This window comes from Rhizobium binxianense (assembly GCF_028994275.1).
Classification (GTDB): Bacteria; Pseudomonadota; Alphaproteobacteria; order Rhizobiales; family Rhizobiaceae; genus Rhizobium; species Rhizobium binxianense.
In genome coordinates this window covers 2,412,981-2,434,311 of sequence record NZ_CP118713.1, presented here as the reverse complement: position 1 = coordinate 2,434,311, position 21,331 = coordinate 2,412,981, and the positions used below count along the sequence as shown (strand labels likewise).

Annotated in this window: 17 protein-coding genes; all 17 read right to left on the bottom strand. The window is 60.9% G+C overall.

Going from position 1 to position 21,331, the window contains the following annotated elements; translation table 11 throughout:
- Window positions 1-157: 157 nt before the first annotated feature.
- Window positions 158-826 carry a hypothetical protein gene (locus PO860_RS12125; protein ID WP_273883990.1) on the bottom strand — a complete coding sequence of 223 codons (669 nt, stop codon included), beginning with the start codon at window positions 824-826 and terminating at the stop codon, window positions 158-160.
- A 247-nt stretch (window positions 827-1,073) separates the two neighbouring features.
- Entirely contained in the window at window positions 1,074-1,412 is a 339-nt protein-coding gene (locus PO860_RS12120; protein WP_183606827.1) for a slr1659 superfamily regulator, read from the bottom strand.
- 7 nt (window positions 1,413-1,419) lie between these two features.
- Window positions 1,420-1,980: a slr1658 superfamily regulator gene (locus tag PO860_RS12115; RefSeq protein ID WP_275031410.1), complete on the bottom strand. Its 561-nt coding sequence runs from the start codon at window positions 1,978-1,980 to the stop codon at window positions 1,420-1,422.
- Between the two features lie 4 nt (window positions 1,981-1,984).
- Window positions 1,985-4,351 carry a SpoIIE family protein phosphatase gene (locus PO860_RS12110; RefSeq protein WP_183606829.1) on the bottom strand — a complete coding sequence of 789 codons (2,367 nt, stop codon included), beginning with the start codon at window positions 4,349-4,351 and terminating at the stop codon, window positions 1,985-1,987.
- Entirely contained in the window at window positions 4,351-5,523 is a 1,173-nt protein-coding gene (locus PO860_RS12105; RefSeq protein WP_097621990.1) for a class I SAM-dependent methyltransferase, read from the bottom strand. Before PO860_RS12105 ends, PO860_RS12110 begins: the two co-directional genes overlap by 1 nt.
- On the bottom strand, window positions 5,520-5,993 hold the full coding sequence (locus tag PO860_RS12100; protein WP_183606830.1) for a hypothetical protein: 474 nt from the start codon (window positions 5,991-5,993) through the stop codon (window positions 5,520-5,522). Before PO860_RS12100 ends, PO860_RS12105 begins: the two co-directional genes overlap by 4 nt.
- 80 nt (window positions 5,994-6,073) lie before the next feature.
- Entirely contained in the window at window positions 6,074-7,726 is a 1,653-nt protein-coding gene (locus PO860_RS12095) for a putative bifunctional diguanylate cyclase/phosphodiesterase (RefSeq protein WP_183606831.1), read from the bottom strand.
- A gap of 205 nt (window positions 7,727-7,931) precedes the next feature.
- A complete protein-coding gene (locus PO860_RS12090; protein ID WP_272782212.1) occupies window positions 7,932-8,936 on the bottom strand; it encodes a C-terminal binding protein in 1,005 nt (334 codons plus the stop codon).
- A 37-nt stretch (window positions 8,937-8,973) separates the two neighbouring features.
- Window positions 8,974-9,951: a ketopantoate reductase family protein gene (locus PO860_RS12085; protein ID WP_183606833.1), complete on the bottom strand. Its 978-nt coding sequence runs from the start codon at window positions 9,949-9,951 to the stop codon at window positions 8,974-8,976.
- 39 nt (window positions 9,952-9,990) lie between these two features.
- Window positions 9,991-11,172, bottom strand: coding sequence for an acyl-CoA dehydrogenase family protein (locus PO860_RS12080; protein ID WP_272782213.1), 1,182 nt, complete (start codon window positions 11,170-11,172; stop codon window positions 9,991-9,993).
- A 114-nt stretch (window positions 11,173-11,286) separates the two neighbouring features.
- Entirely contained in the window at window positions 11,287-12,390 is a 1,104-nt protein-coding gene (locus tag PO860_RS12075) for an LLM class flavin-dependent oxidoreductase (RefSeq protein ID WP_272782214.1), read from the bottom strand.
- Window positions 12,391-12,528: 138 nt separating this feature from the next.
- Window positions 12,529-13,620 (bottom strand): LLM class flavin-dependent oxidoreductase, encoded by a 1,092-nt coding sequence (locus PO860_RS12070; protein WP_272782215.1) that lies wholly within the window; start codon window positions 13,618-13,620, stop codon window positions 12,529-12,531.
- Complete coding sequence (locus PO860_RS12065; protein WP_272782216.1) at window positions 13,617-15,344, bottom strand: dipeptide ABC transporter ATP-binding protein; 1,728 nt, start codon at window positions 15,342-15,344, stop codon at window positions 13,617-13,619. Before PO860_RS12065 ends, PO860_RS12070 begins: the two co-directional genes overlap by 4 nt.
- Window positions 15,323-16,171, bottom strand: coding sequence for an ABC transporter permease (locus PO860_RS12060; RefSeq protein ID WP_272782217.1), 849 nt, complete (start codon window positions 16,169-16,171; stop codon window positions 15,323-15,325). Before PO860_RS12060 ends, PO860_RS12065 begins: the two co-directional genes overlap by 22 nt.
- On the bottom strand, window positions 16,168-17,178 hold the full coding sequence (locus PO860_RS12055; protein WP_273883952.1) for an ABC transporter permease: 1,011 nt from the start codon (window positions 17,176-17,178) through the stop codon (window positions 16,168-16,170). Before PO860_RS12055 ends, PO860_RS12060 begins: the two co-directional genes overlap by 4 nt.
- Before the next feature lie 37 nt (window positions 17,179-17,215).
- Window positions 17,216-18,868 carry an ABC transporter substrate-binding protein gene (locus tag PO860_RS12050; protein ID WP_183606840.1) on the bottom strand — a complete coding sequence of 551 codons (1,653 nt, stop codon included), beginning with the start codon at window positions 18,866-18,868 and terminating at the stop codon, window positions 17,216-17,218.
- A gap of 96 nt (window positions 18,869-18,964) precedes the next feature.
- Window positions 18,965-21,325, bottom strand: coding sequence for a molybdopterin guanine dinucleotide-containing S/N-oxide reductase (locus PO860_RS12045; RefSeq protein ID WP_273883951.1), 2,361 nt, complete (start codon window positions 21,323-21,325; stop codon window positions 18,965-18,967).
- Window positions 21,326-21,331: the final 6 nt, after the last annotated feature.

Here is a 21,331-nt window from a genome sequence, read left to right as displayed (position 1 = left end):
GCCGGATGAGGGACGTCCTCATCCATCTCCTACAGCAGGTTTGAGCCGGAAATCGCAAAAAAAGAGCATTTCCGTTACTCAAACAAACGGAAATGCTCTCTTAATTTAGTGCGGAGCCATTCTGGGGCGCTTCGCACCGCCTGCACCTCACTCGCGGCTATTCGTCTGACGTTGCCGGGGGACGTTTTTCCAGCGAGGTGCGGATTTGATCGATCTTTCCGTTCGCGTCGCCAACGCCAAGGATGGTCTTGGCTTGGTCAAGAACGGCCGGGCTGACCTGACCGGTTTTCGTTGCGGACGCCAATGCCTCCTCCAGCGCCTCGTCCCCCAACAGAGGGTCATCGGCTGCGGGCTCGGTTCCATTGTCGAGTTCGTATTGGGCATAAGCCACGGCATAGGCCGCGATGGCGGTCATGCGTGGGTCCGACGTATGCATCAACGCCCTGTAATTCCGCTTCAGAGAGTTCAGGCCCGCAAGTTGCGCCGACAGGTTCTTCTCTTTCTTGACGGTTTTGGTCTCATCCGCCTTGGACTTGCTGCCTGCGTCAGCGGATTTGCCTTTCAGGCCTGAGGATTTGGCGCTGCCATGGGTTGCACCGCTGTGATGGCTTGAGCCGTTGCCCTGGTTGCTGCTGCCGTGGCTGCCGCTGTTTCCATTGCCGCCGCCGTTACCGCCGCCATTGCCGCCGCCGTTGCCACCACCATTTCCGCCGCCGTTGCCGCCGTCCTTTGCGAGCGCTGATATGTCGAAGCCTGCAATGGTTGCCGGGCTTGCTGCAAGGGCCAGCGAGAGTGCGGCCAAGGACGCCAAAGTTGCTATCCGCATCATTTTCCTCCGGATCGGCTCATCAAGCGCGGTGTGAGTGCACCGCGTCTGGAGATGTCAGAGGTTAGACCTTGATTGCGTCTTGCACATCGGCCCGAGGTCCGGATGTCGGTCGGACTATGGTCCTAAACAAATGGAAGTACTTAACAAATCCATATCATCACCCGGGCCGGCGTCAGGCGATATCCGCGCGGGTCAGCGGAGACCGATGCCCTCACGCAAGCGTCCCGATTGGACCGAAGGAGAATCACGCCAGGCGCAAATCGAGAAGCGGGTGTAGCTTCTTGAGGTTCGGCAGCGACTTGGCCTGCCAGGGATATTGATTGGTGCCTTTGATGACGAGCAGCAGGTCGCCGATCTTTCTAGCTTCGATCGTCAATTTGGCCAGGAGATTTATGCCCGAGGAATTGAGAAACTCGAGACCGGTCAGGTTGAACGTCACCTGTTCGTGCCCCTCATGAAGCAGGCCTGAAATCAATGAATAAATGGGTGCATAGGCGTCCGGTCCTGCCAGCCGGAATACGCCGTCGAAATATACCTGGTTTCTTTCCGCCCATACGCGGAAATTTTCGTCGCTGATTTCCATTCTTCGCTCACGGATTGGAGGAGGGCGGCATCGCCACGGCTGCAGTCGTCGTCAGTATGATCCGCTGGTCATTGTTCTCTTCGAACGCCCAAGCCATTTTTGCCTCGTAGTCGCTCAGAAGGGTGAGCAATCCCAAGCCCGAACCGCTCGTTGTCGATATGGCATTGGTTTCGATTTGCTCAAGAAGAAGTTCCCCCGGGTCTTTCGATTGGAGGCGATGCAGCAGTTGCTGGAAGCGGGACGATGTCACGCCATCGATCGTGTTCTTCACCCTTATCAGAAAAGCTCCGTCGAATATGCCGGCTTCAATGAGGATCTCGCCAGGCTGTCGAAACTTGACGGCATTTTCAATCAATTCGTTGCTGAGATATTCGATGTCATGATGCGCCTGCACGTAGTCTTTCTTTGAACGTGAATACGGCAGAGCCATGACTTCCGCTATGAAGTCCGCCGTCATTCCCGAGTGCTTCCATCTCAGCTGAAGCGGTCCGTCGCTTAACGTGAGGCGGGTGCCCGAGCCTAAGCTTATATCAGCCAGAGATTCCATGCCATATACCGTTGGCGTCATTGGTTCACCTATGCCGCACGGCGAGAAGGGTGATGTCGTCGTAAATCTTCTGCGATCCGACAAAGCGCATCAATGCCGCTACAATTCCTGAAACGACTTTCTCGGCATCCTGACCCTTCAATCGAAGTGCTTCGCGGCAGAGACGTTCGATGCCGAAGAGTTCTCCCGCGTCGTTTGCGGCTTCTGTTACGCCGTCGGTATGCAAAAGTATGAGGTCTCCCGTCTCGAACGCGATTTCACGGGTTTTGATGAAAGCGGAAATATCGGCTTCCAGCCCGATCGGAATGCCCAGATCCATGGTGTCTATGCGCTCGACCTCGCCGTTCGCCCGCACGACGACAACTTCCTCGTGTTGTCCCGACAGGATCATCTCTTTCCCGTCGTAGTCAAGAAACGCCAGAGTGAGGTGCTTATCGATTTTCGTCCTGACGATATTCTTAAACAGGGCGCTGTTCAGATTGGTGAGAAATTTCACCGCATCGGTATTTCCGGCTTCCTGCAGGGCGCGGGCGACGGACTGAACCATCAGCATCAACACGCCGCTTTCCAGCCCGTGTCCGGTGACGTCGCCGATGCCGATCTTCAACCGGCTTCCGCTCTTCAAAACGTCGTAATAATCGCCGCCGACTTCTTCCGCCGGTCTCATATAGGCGGCGATCTCGAGCGCCTGAAAGTCCTCAAGCTCCTGATGCAGCGGAAGAACCATCAACTGGATTCTCTCGGCGACGGCCAGCTCTGTTCCGAGACGCCTGTTTTCTCGCTGAAGTTGTGAATTCAGCATCGAAATCTCTTCCTTTGCATCTGCGATCTGAGCGGTTCGCTCCTCGACGAGCTGTTCGAGATTTTCCGTGTGATAGCTGATCTCTTGGGCCATCCGATTGAATGCTTCGCCAGCCGCGCCGACTTCATCCTTGCTTGTTATGGCCACCCTGACCGAATAATCCTTCGCCTGAATACGTTTGGCGGCACCTGCCAGTGCACTGATGCCGCCGGTTATTCGTTTCGAGGCGGCAAATACCGCGATGGTCACGATCAGCAATGACATCAAAATCGCTAGGATTTGGTAGAGCACGATCCGGTTCGTCGCCTCGGAAATCTTGGCCTGGGCAGCATAGAGCGAGGCCTCGATTTCTCGCTCGGGCACAACCACCCCCAGCAACATCGCCTCTTGCCGAACCGGGCCACTGACCCAGAGATTGGTCGCCGGCAGTTTCTTGACGATAACGATATAGGGGACCTCGTTGCCGTCCTGCTGCAACAGCAGGTGCTGAATGCCCTGTTCTCGGTCAAGAGCCAGTTTGGCGATGGCAGGCTGGGAGCTTCCCTTCAGCGAGCGCTGCAGGCCGGTCAAGGCGCCGGCGCCGGCGCCGCCCGCATCGCTCGCAGAACGCAGACCGAGGGTTTTTTCTCCTGTGCCGTTGATCGCCACGACGTTTCCGTCGGACATTGCCAGAAATCCAAAGCCGGACTGGGCCACTTTCACATTCTCGACAATCTGTGCGAGCTGGTCGAGTGTGATGTCGGCGCCGGCCGTCCCGGCAACGTCCTTCCTGTCGGCTGTCCACAATGGATGGAAGAAACTGACGATCAGCTTGCCGGTAATAGCATCGGTATAGGGCGCTGTCTGGGTTATATCGTCGGCGACCGGACGCGTTTTCATATCCTTGGCCCAGCCCTGCCAGGACTCATAAAGTCCGGGAAAAAAGAAGTCCCAGAAATCGGCCTCGTTGTGACCGGGATAAAGCCGGTCGAAGGTCTGAGCCTGGTCGGTGTAGGGCGCGGTCCTGAAGATCGGTCGTGCTTTCGACCCGATATAATACATCTGCAGCTTTGAAGCACCGTGCTGCATCAGGCTCGGCGCAATAAGATCCAGAACAGCGCTCGCCTGGATATCGCTCTCCACAGCGGGCCTCGGTCTATGATCTTGTCCGAGCAAGTACCCCCAGACGCTCACGACAGAGACAGAACCCGGAGCGTTCTGGGACCACTTCCCCTTCTGATCGTAGGACAGGCTGACGCTGCCGGGAGAAGTGCGAGCGATTGCCGCGCCGACGTCCGAATTCCGCTCGGGATCGTCGATCTGCGCCTGGAGCACACCTGCCAGGGTACCGACGTCGCTATGAACCTGCCGCAGGAGCAGGCTCACCTGGGCTGCTGTGGAATCGGCATAGGTGCGGATGTATTCCTGGCTTGCAGCTTCAAGACCCTGGCCGACCTCGAGCGTTGCGTCACGCGATAGCCTCTGAACGTTCCAAAGTGCCAGTCCACCGCTGACCAGCAGGTCAAAGAGGACGGCTCCGCCGACGACCAGGATGAACTTTGCCCGAAACGAGGCCAATCCTGCCGGTCTTTTCGATAATTGCGCGTCCATTACAGCGGCTTTCTTCCGGATGCAGCCCAGATCGGCCAGCCTGCGTAACCCTTGGGGTGAAGAGCGGCAAAGATGTGATCCTTGAATCCCTGCCGGAACCTGCGAATGAAATCCACGGAGTCGCCCCGTCGGACGGCCATCTCACCGGCGTAGACATTTTCCCAAGCTTCGATGATGTCTGCGAAGTCCTGGGGATCCCCATCAAGGTTGGTCACCATGAAGCAGTCGACCTTGATGTCATCGAACCCCGCATCGGCGAGGAGATGGCGGCTTTTCGGCCCCATTTCGACATCCATGTGGAAATGCCTGAACAGTTTGGCGACCTCCTCGTAAGTCCATTTTATTGTTTCAGCATGTGGCTCGCCCAGGCAATGCGAATTTTTCTCGTTGGTGATGTAGACGCGGCCGCCTGGTTTGCAGATTCGGTAAAGCTCCCGCAGCAGCATCTCGGGACGGTCGAAAATCTGCAGCGAATGTCGGCAGGTGACAAAGTCAAATTGGTTGTCTCGAAGCAGCATTTGCGAGGCGTCACCATAGGTGTACTCGATTCCCTGCAGATCGAAATCGGCAGCGACCTTGCGGGCATAGTCGAGGCTGCGCACGGAATGATCCAGCGCGACAAGGCGTGCCGGTTTGAACTCCCGCTGAACCAGGGCGGCAAAATCACCAATTCCGCAGCAGATATCGGCGATGACAAGGCCGTTGCGCAGGCCATGGCGAGGCAGCAGTTCGCGTTCGTGCCTCCATGTCATTTTCGTCTGGGTGCGCAGAATGGGAATGAAACTCTCATCCTCGACGAAGGTCTGGCCCGGATAAAATGCCGAATCGTAGACTTCGACCGACAAGTTTGGTTGTGAGGCGACCAAGGTCTCGAACAACGAGGTCGACCATGCCACCACGCTCGACGTAATGATGACGATCCTGCGTTCCGGCCTGGCCCGGCAGCTTGCCGTCAGGACATCGGACAGGGCGGCGAAGGCCGTCATGTTGATGTGCGTCAGCCGTTTGACATTGAGGTAAACGACCCCGCTGTATTTTTCCAAACTTTGCCGCACGAGCTTCAGGACATCGGCAATCTCACCGGCGCTTTCGGGCCGCATCTTGCCAGCCAGCAAAAGTTCCTGATTTGTCGGATCGAAATGCGCGGTGAAGGGCAGGGGAAGCAGGTTCATTGGAAGTCCTCCCTGGAGGGGAAATCCGCGATGATTTGCATCCCGTGCACGTCGTCTTCTTCAATACGGATAGCGGCGCGGAATATTGTCGCCAAATCTCGGAGCAAGACTGTTTCTTCGGACTTCGTGACCAGGTCTGCGGAGCCGGCGACAGGCTGACGGTCAAATGCGTCCTCGCGAGGAAACGCAATTCTCAGCCGATTGAATGTCGCGCTGCGATAGAGACCGAACCTGATCCTTCCAGGCGCTCTGGTCGAACGGAAAGCAAGTTCCACGAGTTCGTTTGCCGCGACGGAAAGAAAATTGGAATATCGAGCGGGATCGCTGTGGCTTTGCCCCAGAATTTCCGAGAGATATTCGGTAATCCCGTCGCAAAGCTGCCACCGGGATTTGAACATCGCAAGGTTCATTTCCAGCGATACCATCGGCACGAATGCGTGGTCGTCGAAGCCAGATGCTTCCTCTTCCAATCCACCCTCCATCAGTTTTGCCCGGGGCGTCAGGCTAATGCTTGCGACAGTTGAAGGCACGGCAAAAAATCGGTTGTTCGTTATGGCAGAGCGTGCCGCACAGATGTTTCCGCCCGGGCGATGAACTCGTCGATTGCCTCGACCGGTAGCGGCCTGCTCACCAAATAGCCTTGAAGTCTGTCGCAGCCCACGTTGCGCAGCCATTCCGCTTGAGCCGGCGTTTCAACACCTTCGGCTGTCACCTGCATGTCGAGACCATGTGCCAGGTCCACAATACAGCGGACGATTGTCTGACTTTTCGGATCGCTTTCGAGATCGGTGATAAAGTATTTGTCGATTTTGATCGTGTCGAAAGGGAATGTCTTCAGATAGCTCAGCGAAGAATATTCGGTCCCGAAATCATCCAGCGAGATTCGTAGCCCCAGCACGTTGAGCGTATTCAAGGTATCGATGTTATTGACGGTCCGCTCAAGCAGCACGCTTTCGGTTATCTCGAGTTCCAGACGATCGGGCGGCAACCCGACCAGGTCGAGCGTCTGGGATATCCGATCGGTGAGGCCGCTCGTCAAAAATTCAGCCGCCGACACATTGACGGCGACGAGGTAGTTCTGCGGCCACTTCATTGCCTCGCGGCATGCCTGCTCCAAAACCCATGCACCTATTTCGGGCATCAGTCCATCGGCCTCGGCCATCGGAATAAATGTCACGGGGGGAATATTTCCAAGGAGAGGGTGGTGCCACCTCAGCAATGCTTCGAAGCCGACAATGCAGCCGCCCTCTGCGATGGGTTGGTATTCGACGGAGAATTCCTGTTGGACCAAGGCCATGCGAAGGCTGCGGCGCAGCAGTTCGCGTTGCTCCAGCAATTCAAGCATTGAGGGATCAAACGCGCTGGCGCGGCCGCGCCCCTCTTTCTTCGCAGCGTAGAGTGCGAGGTCGGAGGCTTTCATCAGCTGCTCCGGAGTTGTTCCATCAGGTGGAGCGGTCGATATGCCAATGCTGGAACCAACAAATACCGTGATGCCATCTATGGTGAAGGGCTTTTTGAATGCGGCAACCAAAGCTTCTGCCAGGTGGTGTGCTTTGGCCGGATGCCCCGAGCCCGTCGATATGACGGTGAATTCGTCACCCGCCAGTCGATAGGCTCTGTCATCAGCGGTCAGGCAGCCTTGAATACGCCTTGCTGCGAATTGAAGAAGCTTGTCTCCGGCCGGATGCCCGAGCGTGTCGTTCACGGGCTTGAAATCGTCAAGGTCGAGCTGCATCAGGGACAGGGTCTCGTTCGAGGCTGCTGTCTCCTGTAACAACTCGGTGAGGTCGTCGCTGAACTGGCGTCGGTTCGGCAGTCCAGTCAGTGGATCGTGGGTGGCGAGATGCAAAAGGGTTGCCCGCTCCTCGTCGATAGGTTCCTCGGACCGAACCACGGCAAACAGATCTCCGATCTTGTAAATCGTCAGTCCGCGCCACCCAGACCTGCTGGGATCGCCAAATATCCGCAAAGGCTGGGTACCATCGCCCATGGAAGCGAAAGCGAGGGTAATTTCCGATTTGTCTAATTCTGTAAAATGCTCCCAAAACGACGCTGCTGGTTTGACCGAAGCAGGCAGCTCATTGCCCAGCAAATTCTCGACGGGATTGAAATCGCGGTCAAAGAACAAAAGCCGGTCGATCGAGCTCAAAACTTTTGCCTCCGTTTTTCCGCCGGCCGAGCGGGCCGCACGAATTTTCCGCATGTCCAAGGCTCTCCCTCGCCGCAGGTCCTAATCAGTTATCGTAGCAGTTCGACTCCCACACAACTTGTGCACGTTAAGATTTACATTAGGCATTTCTGATTAACAATCCCCAACCGCAGCATTGAGATACACTTATGTCACGGATAAGAAGAAGCAATCGATCGCCCTCACGCCGGTCTCTGAAGGACAGGACCACGGGAGGCCGTCACGCGGTGATCCGATTTCGAAGCCTGCCTTCATCGAGCAATATTCTCACCGTCCGCGCTGCGTTTTGGCGCATCTCGACCGCGGCGTGATCGGAGTAAAAGGCATTGTGCGGGGTTATCACCAACCGTCCTGCGAGCCAGTCTTCGCGGTTGCGCCAGGCCGAAAGCAGCGGATGGTCGCCTGGCGGCTCCTGCACCAGCGTGTCAATCGCGGCCGCTGCCAGGTGACCGCTCCTCAGGGACGCTTCAAGCGCATCGAGATCATCGATAAGTTCGCCGCGGGCCGTATTGACCAAAATGGCTCCGGGTTTCATCCGGGCCAGCCCGTCGCCGTCCAGCATGCCGCGTGTCTCGTCCGTGGCCGGACAATGGAGCGTGACGATGTGAGACCGTGCGAAAAGATCGCTCGGATTGTCGGTGCGCTCGTACCCCACCGCCTTTTCGTGACCAGGCGGTTGGCCGGGATCATAGCCGAGGATGCGAAAGCCGAACGGCTTCAGGCGGTTGACGACCGCCGTTCCGATCCGTCCGACACCGACGACGCCCACAGTGGCCCGGTTTGCGCGGGAAAGCGGCTTGAGGCTGTGGACCTGCCAGCCGGACGTATAGCCACGGGCGCGCGCGTCATGTTCCCACAGCCGTCTTTGCAGAGACAGGATCATCGCGACCGCGTGGTCGGCAACCTCCTCGGTGCCATAGTCCGGGTTGTTGGCGAAGGGGATGCCGGCGTCCGCCAAGGCCGCGATATCGATCTTCTCGTAACCGACACCGTAACGCACGACGCCCCTGCAGCGGGTGAGATGAGCGATGCTTCGCCGCCCGAGCCGTGCGCCCCAGACCATCAGGGCGTCGAGCCGGGCGAGGCGATCGGCAGCGAAAAGCGTTTCATCCGTGGTGGCGAAGAAGTCGATCTCGACATCCTTGCCGAGCACCTCGGCCTCGAGGTCCGGCGTGCCGATCATGTGGTCGGTAATTCCGACCACATATTTTCTCTGTTCTGTCATTCGGAAGAAGAGCCGCCCTCGTTTATCGATCCCTTGGTCATGCGAACCGTCCTACCTCTTCAATGCCCAGCGAACCCGGCTTGCCCCCATCGCGTGCGAGCCTTGCCGCCGCTCGTTGGAAGGCCGCGTTGAGGGGGGCGGCCACGCCGTGAAGACGTCCGAGCCGCACGATCTCACCGTTCAGGTAATCAACCTCACTTGACGTGCCGCGCACGAAGCTCTGCCATGTCGATTGCTGGCCGCGTTCGATGCCGCTGTCTTCGGCGACGCGCCAGCCCGATATGTCGACCCTCCGTTCCGAAGGAGCCGCCAGATCGTATCCCGCCGCCTTCAGGACGGTGCGCGCTTCCTCTGCCAATTCGGCGGCTGCTTTTGCGCGAGCCTCCGGCGTGCCGGCGAAAAGCTCGACCGCGTTGGTGGCATTGTGCTGCAGCTTCGCGGCCTTCCAGCGGCGAATGTCCGCACGGGCTTCGGCCAGATATCCCGCCTTCGTCAGGTCGGAGACAATTGCCGATGCGGTATCGTCCAGCCCGTGCGGATAGCGTCCGAGCGTGACAACGCCGAGATTCGGTTCACCGCCGACGACGACCTCACCGGTCACGGTGTAGCGCGCGGGAATGAGAATGCTGGCCGCATAGACATGATGGAAGCGCCGCAGCGCGATATCCTCGGCGGCCAGCCCGTTTTGGAACGTGACCAGCGGCAGATCGGATGCGAGGCCCGCGCCGTCCACATCGCGCCAGGCCCAGAAATCGGTTGCCGCCTCGACATCCTGCGCCTTGACTGTGAGGATCAGGATATCGTCCGGCTTCAGAGCGGGCGGCGTTGCGGTGTCGACCACGTTGAGTTGAACCAGCCGGGTTTCCCTCGGGCGGCGATAAGAAAGCCCATGGGCTGCGATATGAGCGATCTGCGCGCCGCGTCCCACCAGAACGTAAGGAATGTCGCGGGTTTCGAACTCGGCGGCAAGGCTGGCACCGACCGCGCCGGCGCCGATGATGATGTAACGTGTCATGTAGGTCCGCTGCAAATTGAGTTGAGAGGTCCTGTCGCGTCAGGCAGTTTTAAGGACGGGGACGCCTGTCGAATAGGTCGATAGAGCGGCCTCATCCCGGTTCCAACGGTCGAAGGCGGCGCGCCCCAAAATGGAAATCGATACGTCTTCCTGCGGAGCGTGGACGAGCACGGACTGGATGTCCCGGAAATGCCGTTCAAGCCCCAGCTCGGCGTTAAGGCCCGGATTGCCGATGCCGCGCACCGCGATCTGGACGGCCTCACGCAACTGCCGGCCGGCAATAAGCCGGGCTCTTATGAATTTTTCCGCGTCACTTTGGCCGGCTTCGAGCGGGCCAAAAATGATCTGGCGGGCGCCGGAGACAAGCAGGTCGATTTCGCCCGAAAGCGTCACGAAACGCTCCGTGCGGGCAATGGGATGGCCGAGATTGGTCGGCACCCGCTCATGCGCGAAGCGGATGAAGGCGGCCTGCGCGGCTTCGGCCACGCCAAGATAGAGCGCGGTCAGCGCCAGCGTGAGCGCCGCATGGGCGCGATTGTCCTGTTGCGCCACTGTGGCGTCGGTGAGATCAAGCACGTCTTCTGCCGGGATTTCGACGTCGATATATTCGACGTCATGCGAACCTGTGGCGCGCATGCCGAGGCTGTTCCAGTTTTCGATCACGCGAATGCCAGGCAGTCCATTCGGCACGACGAAGGTTCCAACCCGCGTTGGGGTTTCATCGGTATGCGCCCAGACGAGGAAATGCGTGAGGCCATGCGCGCCTGTTACGAAGCGCTTGCGACCGGTGATCGACCAGCCGTTCGCCGTACGACGGGCGCGCGTTGCCGGCAGACCGCCACGCGCCGGCGACCCCAGTTCCGGCTCGACGCGGGCGGCGTTGAGCAGCAGCGGGCGCTGCTTCCCCTCCGCGAGCAGGCTGGTGTAGAGATCTTCCGGCCAATGGTTTTTTCCCGCCTGGCCGAGATGGGTGAAGATCGTCATGGCGCTGATCAGCGCGACGGACGGATCGCCCCGCCCGAGAGCGGCTAAGATGTGAGCCGTGTCGGCAAGGGTGGCACCACCTCCGCCGTAGCGGACGGCGACGGTGCTTTCCAGAAGGCCGCTTTCATGAACGGCACGAATACCCGTCCATGGAAACTGACCAGTACGATCCGCTTCCGGAGCAGCCTCGGCTAGAACCCGCGCGGTTGCGTTCAGGACGCTTGTGTCATGGGGCATGTCGTTGAAGCCTTCTGATGGACGCCCGAGCGATATCCTCCGACGCGATGAAGGTAGCGTCGCCTGCCCGTTCGGGGATTGAATGCACGGTCCTACCGTACCGGACCGCGATCATCAGGCGGCCGCCTTCTTCTTGGCCTCTTCCCGCTCGCGGATACCTTCGCGCACGAGCGGCAGGATATAGCGGCCATAATCGACGGCATCGTTGTAATTGTCGTAGCCGCGGATCGAGATCAGATCGGCGCCAAGATCGATATAATCGAGGATGGAATCGGCGATGGTGCGCGGCGAACCCACCAGCGCGGTGGTGGCGCCGCTGGCATTGGTGGCGGTCACAGTCGGATACCACAGGGCGCGGTCCTGCACATGGCCGCGCGCCGCAATGTCCAGCAGCCGCTGCGAGCCGACATTTGCCGGACGTGGAGCCGAAAGCGGCGCGCGGCTCAAACCCTTCTCGCGGTTCTCGTTCAGCCGCTCCAGAACCTTCTGCGCCTTCGCCCAGGCCAATTCGTCGGTCTCGGCCACGATCGGTCGGAAGGTGACCCAGATGCGCGGACGGTCTGCGCGGCCGGCCTTGGCGGCTTCGTCGTAAATCCGGTCGATCTGCTGCTTGGTCTCGGCAAGCGGCTCACCCCATAGGCCGAAAATGTCGCACAGCGAACCGCCGATCCGGTAAGCCGCATCCGACGAGCCGCCGAGCGAGATGGGGATGAGGCCCTTGGTGGGACGCACGGCGCTGCGAAACTGCTTGAACTGGTAGTATTTCCCATCGAAATCGAAGGGCTCGGTCGACGTCCAGGCCAGACGCAGGATGCGAATATATTCCTCCTGCCGCTCGTAACGCTCTTCCTTGTTGAGGAAGTCGCCTTCACGCGCCTGCTCCTCGTCGCTGCCGCCGGCAATGAAGTGAACGACGACACGCCCGCCACTCAACTGATCGAGCGTCGCCAGCGACTTCGCCGCGACCGTCGGATAGACAGTGTTCGGACGTAGCGCGACGATGATGCTGAGCTTTTTCGTATGGGCGAGGATCGTCGCTCCGAGCGTGAACGGATCAAAGGAGGACGAGGAATAGGGGATCAGCGTGTAGTTGAAGCCATAATCGTCGAGCGCGCGTGCGTACCGCTCCAGAAAACGCGCATCCACCGGCGCGTCGGGAATGGGGTTGAGGTCATTGGAGGCATTGGCAAAGCTTGCGCTGATGAATTCCGCGGCCATGTGAGCGTTTCTCCCGGGGTTGCCGAACATGCTTTCACGTTATGGCGCGAGAAATCCAATAGGAAGACAGGTCTTTCTTTTTCTACTAAAACTGTAGAAAATATTCGCGCGCCGCTGCCGGGCGGAGAAGAGTGTGGTTCAAACGTTAGGCGACCAGCCGAGGTTGGGGGCCACCGTGTCTGCCAGGTCCGTCAGCAGCCGTACGTTTTCGGCAAGGTCGAAGGCGGGGGGAAGGAAGAGCACAACCTCGTCAGCGGCGGCAAGGCCCGGGTCGTCAAGCACAGCCTGAAGCACCTGGTCGGGCGTGCCTTGGAAGACAGGGGAAATCTGGATGCCGGGCGGCTGATTGACTGGCGCGGCCGGCGTCAGCGCGCCCTTGGGACGGGACGCGGCAATTCCCTGGGTGCGGCGCTCGAGGTCGTAGGCGGCGTATTTTTCCCGAAGCTCGGCCGTGGTGCCGACCAGGATCGAGGCGGCAACGGCGACCGGCGGCGGCTGGGTAGCCCAGGTCTCGCGCCAGGTCGCACGGTAAGCCGCGATGCAGCGGGCCTGATACTCCCCGAAGGTTTCGCCCTCGTCATGGTCGTGCTGTACGGTCCCTGAGATCAGCCCGATCCCGAGCTTGGCAGCCTGCACTGCGGAATCCAGGCTCGCCGAGCCCTGCCTGATCCGGGACCGCAGGGTCGGACTGTGCGGCGTCACCCGCAGTTCGGTGCCTTCCGGAGCGCCTTGGGCTTGCCCGGCTACGGTGTGGAGGACTTCGCCCGAGATCGCGGCAAGGAAGCGCGCCTGGCGGCGCTTGGCTTCCGTCCGGGCATCGGTGTCAACCGCACCGAAGACAGCGTCGAACGCCGCATTGGCGCCGGTCGAGATGGCCAGTTCCAAGCGGCCGCCGATCAGCAAGTCGGTCGTGCCGGCCGCTTCGGCGAGCAGGATCGGGTCCTGGTAGCGCATCGGGATAACAGCCGAGCCGAGCGTGATATGCTTTGTATGCTGGCCGGCCGCGGCGAAGAACGGAAGCGGTGAAGAGAGGTAGTGGTCGAAGTGCCGCTGGTAGGCCCAGCCCGACTGATAACCCAGCCGCTCGGCGGCCTTGAACAGCTCGATCCCGTCGCGCAACCCCTGCGCCGGCCCGGCGTCGTCGTTGAAGGACACCCGGGTGTTGAAGCCGAGCCGCTGCTTCGGACGGAACGGCGCGGGCAGGGGGACGGCAGGCGCGGCGATGGTCATGCGATCTTTTCCTCGTTGACGAAACGCTGCGGTCTAGGGTTGGGCACGCGGGCGATACCGGCGGCGCCTGATGGGATCGACTCCAGCAGCGAGCGTGTGTACGGCTCCCGGGGGCGTTCGAAGATGTCGGTGACGGTCCCATGTTCGACGATGCGCCCGCGCTGCATCACCGAGACTGTGTGGGCGAGCTGGCGCACCAGAGCCAGGTCGTGGGAGACGAAGACATAGGTCAGGCCGAGCCTGGCTTGCAGCGACAGTAGTACCTCGACGATGTCGGCCTGGACGCTGACGTCGAGCGCGGAGGTCGGCTCGTCGAGCACGATCACATCAGGCTTGAGCACCAGCGAACGGGCGATGGCGACGCGCTGGCGCTGGCCACCTGACAGGGCTTCCGGCTTGCGCAAGAGTAGGTGCTCGCCGAGCCCGACATTCTCCAGCGCTTCGCGCACCCGCGCGGACCGCTCCTCGCTGGTTCCGATCTTGAACCGGTCGAGCGGTTCTCGCACCAGCTGCTCGACTTTCCAGGTCGGGTCCAGTGACGTGAACGGGTTCTGGTAAACAAGCTGAAGGTGACGCCATACCGCGCGCAGGGACTCGGGCGAGCGACCGGCGAGCTGCTCGCCGGCGACAGCGATATTGCCGGTGTCGGGTTGCTCGAGCCCGAGCAGCAGCCGGATTGCCGTTGTCTTGCCCGAACCGGATTCGCCGACCAGCGCGTGTGTGGTGCCAGCCGGGACGGCAAACGACACGTCATTGACGGCGGTGAGAATCTTGCCGTCCACCGTGAAAGTCTTGGTGACGCCGCTGACCTCGATCTTCGGTGCCTTGCCGGCCTTGGTCCCGAGGAAACGGAAGCCGGGGTCGCGCAGCGCACAGTAGCGATCGGGGTTGAGGGCAGGGACGTCGGCGTGCAGCTTCCTGGCGTATGCCGAGGTGGGCGCGGAGAAGACGGAAGCGGTGCTGCCGGCTTCCTGGACGACGCCGTCCTTGAGCACCACCAGCGAGTCCGCCCGCTCGGCGGCGATCGCCAGGTCGTGGGTGATGAGAAGCAGGCTGATCTCAAGCTCGTGCTGCAACTTGGAAAGCAGGTCGAGGATACGCTTCTGGATCGTGACGTCGAGCGCAGAGGTCGGCTCGTCCGCGACCAGCAGCGATGGCCGTGGCAGGACAGCAAGGCCGATCAGCACACGCTGCAGCATCCCGCCGGAGAGTTGGTGCGGGTAGGAGTCGTAGACACGCTGAGGGTTGTCGAGCCCGACCTGGGCGAAGGTTTCCAGGATGAGCGCCTTGCGGATTGCCTTATTGGGCTCGTCGAGGAGTGCGGCCGCTTCCATCGCCTGGGCGCCGATTGTCCGCACCGGGTTGAGCGAGTTGCCGGGATCCTGCGGGACGAACCCGATCGCCCGTCCTCTGAGCGGCCGGAAATGGCGCTCCGGGAGGCTTAGCACCTCCTGCCCGTCGAACTCGACGCGGCCGGCAGCGCGTCCACCGCCGGGGAGCAGCCGCAACACAGCGCGGGCGATGGTCGACTTGCCCGAGCCCGACTCGCCGATGAGGGCAAGGCTCTTGCCGCGGCCGAGTTCAAACCCGACGTTGCTGACGACTTCGTGCGGTCCGTAGGAAACCGACAACCCGTCGATCCGGAGCAGGGGGGCTGATCGCTGGGGTGCCGAGCCGGCGTCGTTGCGGGCGAAAAGCTCAGTCAGTCTGTCTTGCGAAGCCATCGGCTGATCCTGTTCACGGAGAGGACGGTTGCGATCGTGACGAAGGCGGGCGCGTAAACCAGCCACGGCCATTTGAGATAGTCCTTGCCGATCGAGATCAGCAGGCCCCAGTCGGAAGCCGGCGGCGGGTCGCCGTAGCCGAGGAAGGCGAGACTGGCGATCACCAGGATCGAGTCGCCGAACTGCAGCACGGCAAGCGGCAGCACCGAGCGCGAGGCGTTCGGCAGCACGTGGCGCCACAGGATGTGCCAGCGTGATCCACCGAGCAGAAAGGAAGACTCGACGAATGTCGCCTGCCGGGTCTTGATCACTTCCGAGCGCATCACCCGGGCGAACAGGGCGACGGCCGAAACGCCGGTTGCGATGGCGGCATTCGTGGTGTCGAAGCCGATCGCGGTGACGACGATGACGGCCAGCAGGAATTTTGGAATGGCAAGCAGCACGTCGACCAGGCGGGCGAACAGGATGTCCACCCAGCCGCCGAAGAAGCCGGCCAGGAGGCCGATGAGGCCACCGGCGACAACGCCGATGACGACGGCGATCAACGCGCTCGCCACGGAGGAGGCCGTGCCAAAGACGACGCGGGTGTAGAGGTCGCGGCCGAGGTGATCGGTGCCGAACCAGTGCGCCGCACTGGGGCCGAGCAGCTTTTGAGCGGGAACGCCGTTGACCGGGTCATAGATCGTGAACAGGCCCGGGGCGAGCGACCAGGCGATGGCAAGCGCGACGATAGCGAAAGACAGCGCGACGACCGGTGGCACGCGCAGGGCCGTCAGCCGGCTGATCGCCGTGGCGCGCGAGCTGGAGTATGCGGAAGCGAGGGTCATGACGTCACCGCCTTGGGGATGCCGGCGGAGCCTTCGTCAGCCGTGGTTGGACGGCGCTCGGGAGCGCCAAGCAGTTTCACGCGCGGGTCGAGCAGCGGGTAGGTAAGATCGGCGATCAGGTTGGCGATCACGAAGACCACCGCCGCCAGCGAGACGACCGCCTGGAGGACGGGCAGGTCCTGCGTGCTCACCGACCGCTGCACCAGGCTGCCGAGACCGGTGCGTCCGAACACCGTCTCGGTGATCAGCGAGCCGCCGAGCAGTTCGCCGATCGTCAGCGCGATGACGGTGATAACCGGCAGCGATGACGGCTTGAGCAGGTGCTTGGCGAACAGGCGCATTTGCCCGAGGCCGCGGCCCCTTGCGACGGCGGCGTATTCCTGCCCGGACTCATGATCGAGGTTGGCGATCAGCACTTCGGCGATTTGCGCGGAGATGGGGATGCCGAGCGCGATGGCCGCAAAAAGGGTTGCCCAGAAGCTGTCAGGCTCGATCACGCGAAAGACGCCGAGCTGGAAACCGAAGAGATGGATCAGCACCAGGCCGATCACGAAGTTCGGCACCGACAGGAACAGGGACGGGAAACCGCGCAGCAGGCCTTGGCCGAACCGTTTTGGCAGAAACTGCGTGCCATAGGCGATCACCGCCGACAGCAGCAGTGCGACGACGAGGCCTGCGGAAGCAAGGACCAAGGTCGACGGCAGCACTTCGGCGATCAGGGTCGATACGGGCCGATTGGTCCGCATCGACAGGCCGAGATCGCCGGTCACGAAGCCGGAAAACGACGTCCATAGCTGAACGGGGATCGGCTTATCCAGACCCTGGGCGGCGATGATCTCCTTGATCTCATCCGGCGTGAAGCCGTTCTGAGGGTTGTTCAGGACATTGGTGATCGGGTCGCCGGGCAGGATGCTGACGACGACGAAGGTGAAGACATAAGCCAGCAGGATCACGACGATCGCCTGTACGAGGCGTTTTGCGGCGTAGTTTAGGTAGGCTTTGCTCATGCCGTCACCCTCTTACGTTGCTCGGTGGAATTGCGGGTTATTCGCTTTTCGTGGCCGTGTAGTAGCTGGCATAGGCGACACCGTTATAGACCTCGCCCTTGAGCTTCGGAGACTGCACATAGATCCGCTGGACAATCTGCGTGCGCGGGATGAAGTAGCCCTGCTCAAGGATGTATTTCTGCAGTTCGTCGAGGAGCGGTTTGCGGCTTTCGATGGAACCGGCGCCGGCGATCTTGTCGCGGAGTTCGTTGAGGGTCTTGTCGCTCTCGTCGAGGGCGAACCAATTCTCGCCGTTGTTGGCGTTCGTCAGGATACTGGCGACGGTGCCTGCGTCGATGAAGCTGCGGGTCACCTCGTAGGCCGGCACGGCGGGGCTGCCGTATTTGACCTTTTGGCCGTAGGTGACGACATCGTAGGAACGGATAGCGACTTTCCAGCCGATCTTGCCGAGTTGCTGGGCGATAAGCTCATCGACCGATTTCGAGGTTGCGAGGTAGGGGTTGGAATTCAGCGTCAGCACCAGCGGCTCGCCGTTCTTGGTGCGGATGCCGTCGGCGCCCTTTGTCCAGCCCGCTTCGTCCAGAAGCTTCTCGGCCTTTTCGGGGTTGTAGGCCAAAAGCGCGCTTTGGTCGGTCGCTCCCGGCACGTTGCTCTGGATGAAGGAGGTCGCCAGTTTCCAGTCTGATGTATAGACGGTGTCGATGATCTCCTGGCGATTGATGCCGGCCTGCAGGGCCTGGCGTACTTTCACGTCGTCATATGGCGCAAGCTTGGTGTTGACAGCCCAGCCGTTGACGAAGCCGAGATAGCGTGGTGTCGCGACGGTGAAGCCCTCTGCCTTCAGAGACTCCAGCTCCTGCGGCGAGGCGTTGTAGGCGACGTCGGCCTGGCCCGACTGGACAGCAGCCACGCGCAGCGACGGCTCGGACACCAGCTTATAGGTGATCGTGTCGAGGTAGGCCGGGCCGGTATGGCCGACCGCTGAGGGACCCCAGTTGTAATCCTTGCGCTTGACCAGCTTGACGAAGTCGCCTTCCTTCCAGGAATCGACCACATAGGGGCCGCTGCCGGAGGTCTTGCTGAGGTCGGCCTGTTGGGCGGCAGGCTGCGCGAGGGTCTTGGGAGAGATCAGGATCGAGCCGTGGTAGCCGAGCGTCGGGATGAAGCCGAGCGTCGGCTTCTTGAAGAAGACCTTCACTGTGCTCGCGTCGACGGCCTCGGCGTGGTCGTAGGTTTTCGGGAAGAGGCCGATCGGGTTGATGCCTTCGCTCTTGCGGCCGGCGTACCAGATGTCGAGGTTGGCGACGACGGCTGATGCGTCAAGTGGCGTGCCGTCCGAGAAGGTCACGCCGCTCTTCAGGTGTAGGGTGAACTCGGTGGCTTTGTCGTTCTGCTCCCAGCGCTCGGCGATCCAGGGGCTGACCTTGCCGTCGGCATCGACGTAAAGGAGCTTATCGGTCACGTGGCCCCAGATATGGCCCTGGAAGCTTGAGATCGCGCTGTTGTTCGGGATCCAGGTATCGCCCAGCGAGTCGATAAGGAAGGTGATGTCACCGCCATTGTGCGGGCTATCGGCACTCAGAGCCGGATTGAACTCCGCCGTTACCACCAAGGCGGCGATTGCCAGTGCAGAGGTGGCGATCAGCAGACGACGCCGGGGAAGGGAGAACGGGGAAAAGCGTTCGATCATAATGCGGTCCTGTATTGTTTGCCGAGGAGATCACGACGCATAGCCTAAGCAGGGCAACAGGAGGGAGAAAGACCAGTTGTTCTTTTTCTACTAAATTTATGGATTATTTTGTTCGGTTTCCGGGTGTGTGCGGATCAGCTTTTCCGGAGACTTCTCAGCTTGGTCCAAAAACGTCATTCCCTCGAATATCCGCACCGGAGGCGGTTCGCCGGCGAACCGCTCCGCCTCAACCCTGGTAAGCTGTCCGGTCGAGCCCTGAGCCAATTGCGAGGTTCCGACGTCGCGGGTGAGGATGTTCGGGTTGCCGTGGATGCACATGGACTTCTCGGCAGTCGGGCCGTCGGGCTCGAACCATGCACCCGTCGCAAGCTGCATCACGCCTTTTCGCACGTCCTCGCTGATCACCGCTGCCGCAAGGCAGCTGCCGCGGGCGTTGAAGAGCCTCAGGATGTCGCCATGGGCGATGCCGCGCTCGGCCGCGTCGGCTGGGCTGATCCGGACCGGTTCCCGGCCTTTGATCTTGGTGGAACGACTGAAATCGCCATAGTCCAGCTGGCTGTGCAGCCGCTGATGCGGCTGGTTGCAGACCAGATGGAGCGGGTAGCGGCTCTCGTCGGCCTCTGCCTCCACCTTGGCAGGATACCATCGCGGATGGCCGCGGCAGTCGTCGTAACCGAAGCTCTCGATCGTCTCGGAAAAGATCTCGATTTTTCCGGATGGCGTTTGCAGCGGAGATGCAAGCGGATCATCGCGAAAGGCACGCGCCGGTCCGCCGTCGTCGGGTTTGAGCGGCAGGCGTATCTCTCCGCGTTCCCAGAACGTCTCGAAGTCCGGAGCTTCGTGTCCACCGGCGATGAGCGCCTTGCGCGTTGTTTCGAAAAGGAAGGTTAGCCATTCCCGGCTGGTGCGGTTTTCGGTGAACTCTTCGAATTTGCCGAGACGGCGGGCTATCTCGGAGAAGATCTCATAGTCGTCCCGCGCTTCGCCGACCGGCTCGATCAGCTTCTTCATGGCGATCATCAGCGGATCGCGGTCCGCCGCGCCGATGTCGTCCCGCTCGAGCGTGGTCGTTGCCGGCAGCACGATATCGGCGTGGCGGGCGGAGGACGTCCAGGCCGTCTCATGCACGATGATGGTCTCCGGCCTCCTGAACGCCGCCCGCAGCCTGTTGAGATCCTGATGGTGATGGAACGGGTTGCCTCCTGCCCAATAGACGAGGCGGATATCGGGATACCGCATCGCGTGGCCGTTATAGTGGAATGGGTCGCCCGGATTGAGGAGCATGTCGGCGATGCGCGCGACGGGAATGAAATCCGGCACCGGATTTTTGAACTGGCTAAAGGTCGGCAGCGGGACGGCGAGCTGGTGTTTGCCGATATTGCCCAATGCCCCAAGGGAATAGGAATAGCCGCCGCCATCCAACCCGATCTGGCCGAGCATGGCGGCGAGCACGATGCCCATCCAGACCGGCTGTTCGCCATGGTCGGCACGCTGCAGGGAATGGCTGACGGTGATCAGCGTCCTGGCGCGCGCCATGGAAAGCGCGAGCTTCCTGATGGTGTCAACGCCGATGCCGCAAATGTGGGACGCCCATTCCGGGCTTTTTTCGACACCATCGATCCGGCCAAGCAGGTAATCTTCAAATCGTTCGTAGCCCACCGTGTAACGGTCGAGGAATCCACGGTCGTGCAATCCCTCGCTGACCAATACATGCGCAAGACCGAGCATCAGCGCGACATCGGTGCGTGGCATGATCGGCAGCCACTGTGCATTCACCTCAGCAGGAAAATCGTCTTTCAGAGGGCTGACGAGGACAAAACGCGCACCTCGCGCGTGCGCGCCGTTCAGCGTCCGGGGCACGATATGGGCGCTGATGCCGCCGCCATGCACATCGGTGTTCTTGAGCGCCATTCCGCCGAAGGCGACGACCAGTTCGCTGCTCCGCTCGATGGCGTCCCAGGTGACGCTCTTGCGGTCGAAATGGTCATATGGTCCCAAGACGTGCGGGATGATGACCATCGCCGCGCCGGAGCTGTAAGTGTTGACGGATCGCACATATCCACCCAACACATTCAAAAACTGGTGGATCTGGCTCTGTGCATGATGGAAGCGTCCAGCGCTCGACCAGCCATAGGACCCGCCGAACACGGCTTGCGGGCCGAAATCTGCATAAACGCGCCGAAGCTCCTTCGAAACGAGGTCCAGCGCCTGCGGCCAGCTGAGTTCGACATAATCGTCCGCTCCGCGATTTTGTGCGTTTCCGGTGCTGCCCTCGAGCCAGCCGCGCCGGACGGCCGGACGCCTGATGCGCGCGGGGCTATGAGCGACAGCCGGCAGATTGCCCAGCAGGGGCGATGGATGCGGGTCGGCCGGATGGGGCCGAATTTCGAGCTTTCCGTCTTCGTAGCGGCCGGAAAAGGCGCCCCAGTGGGAGCTATGGGTCTGAAACGAACTCATCTGTAA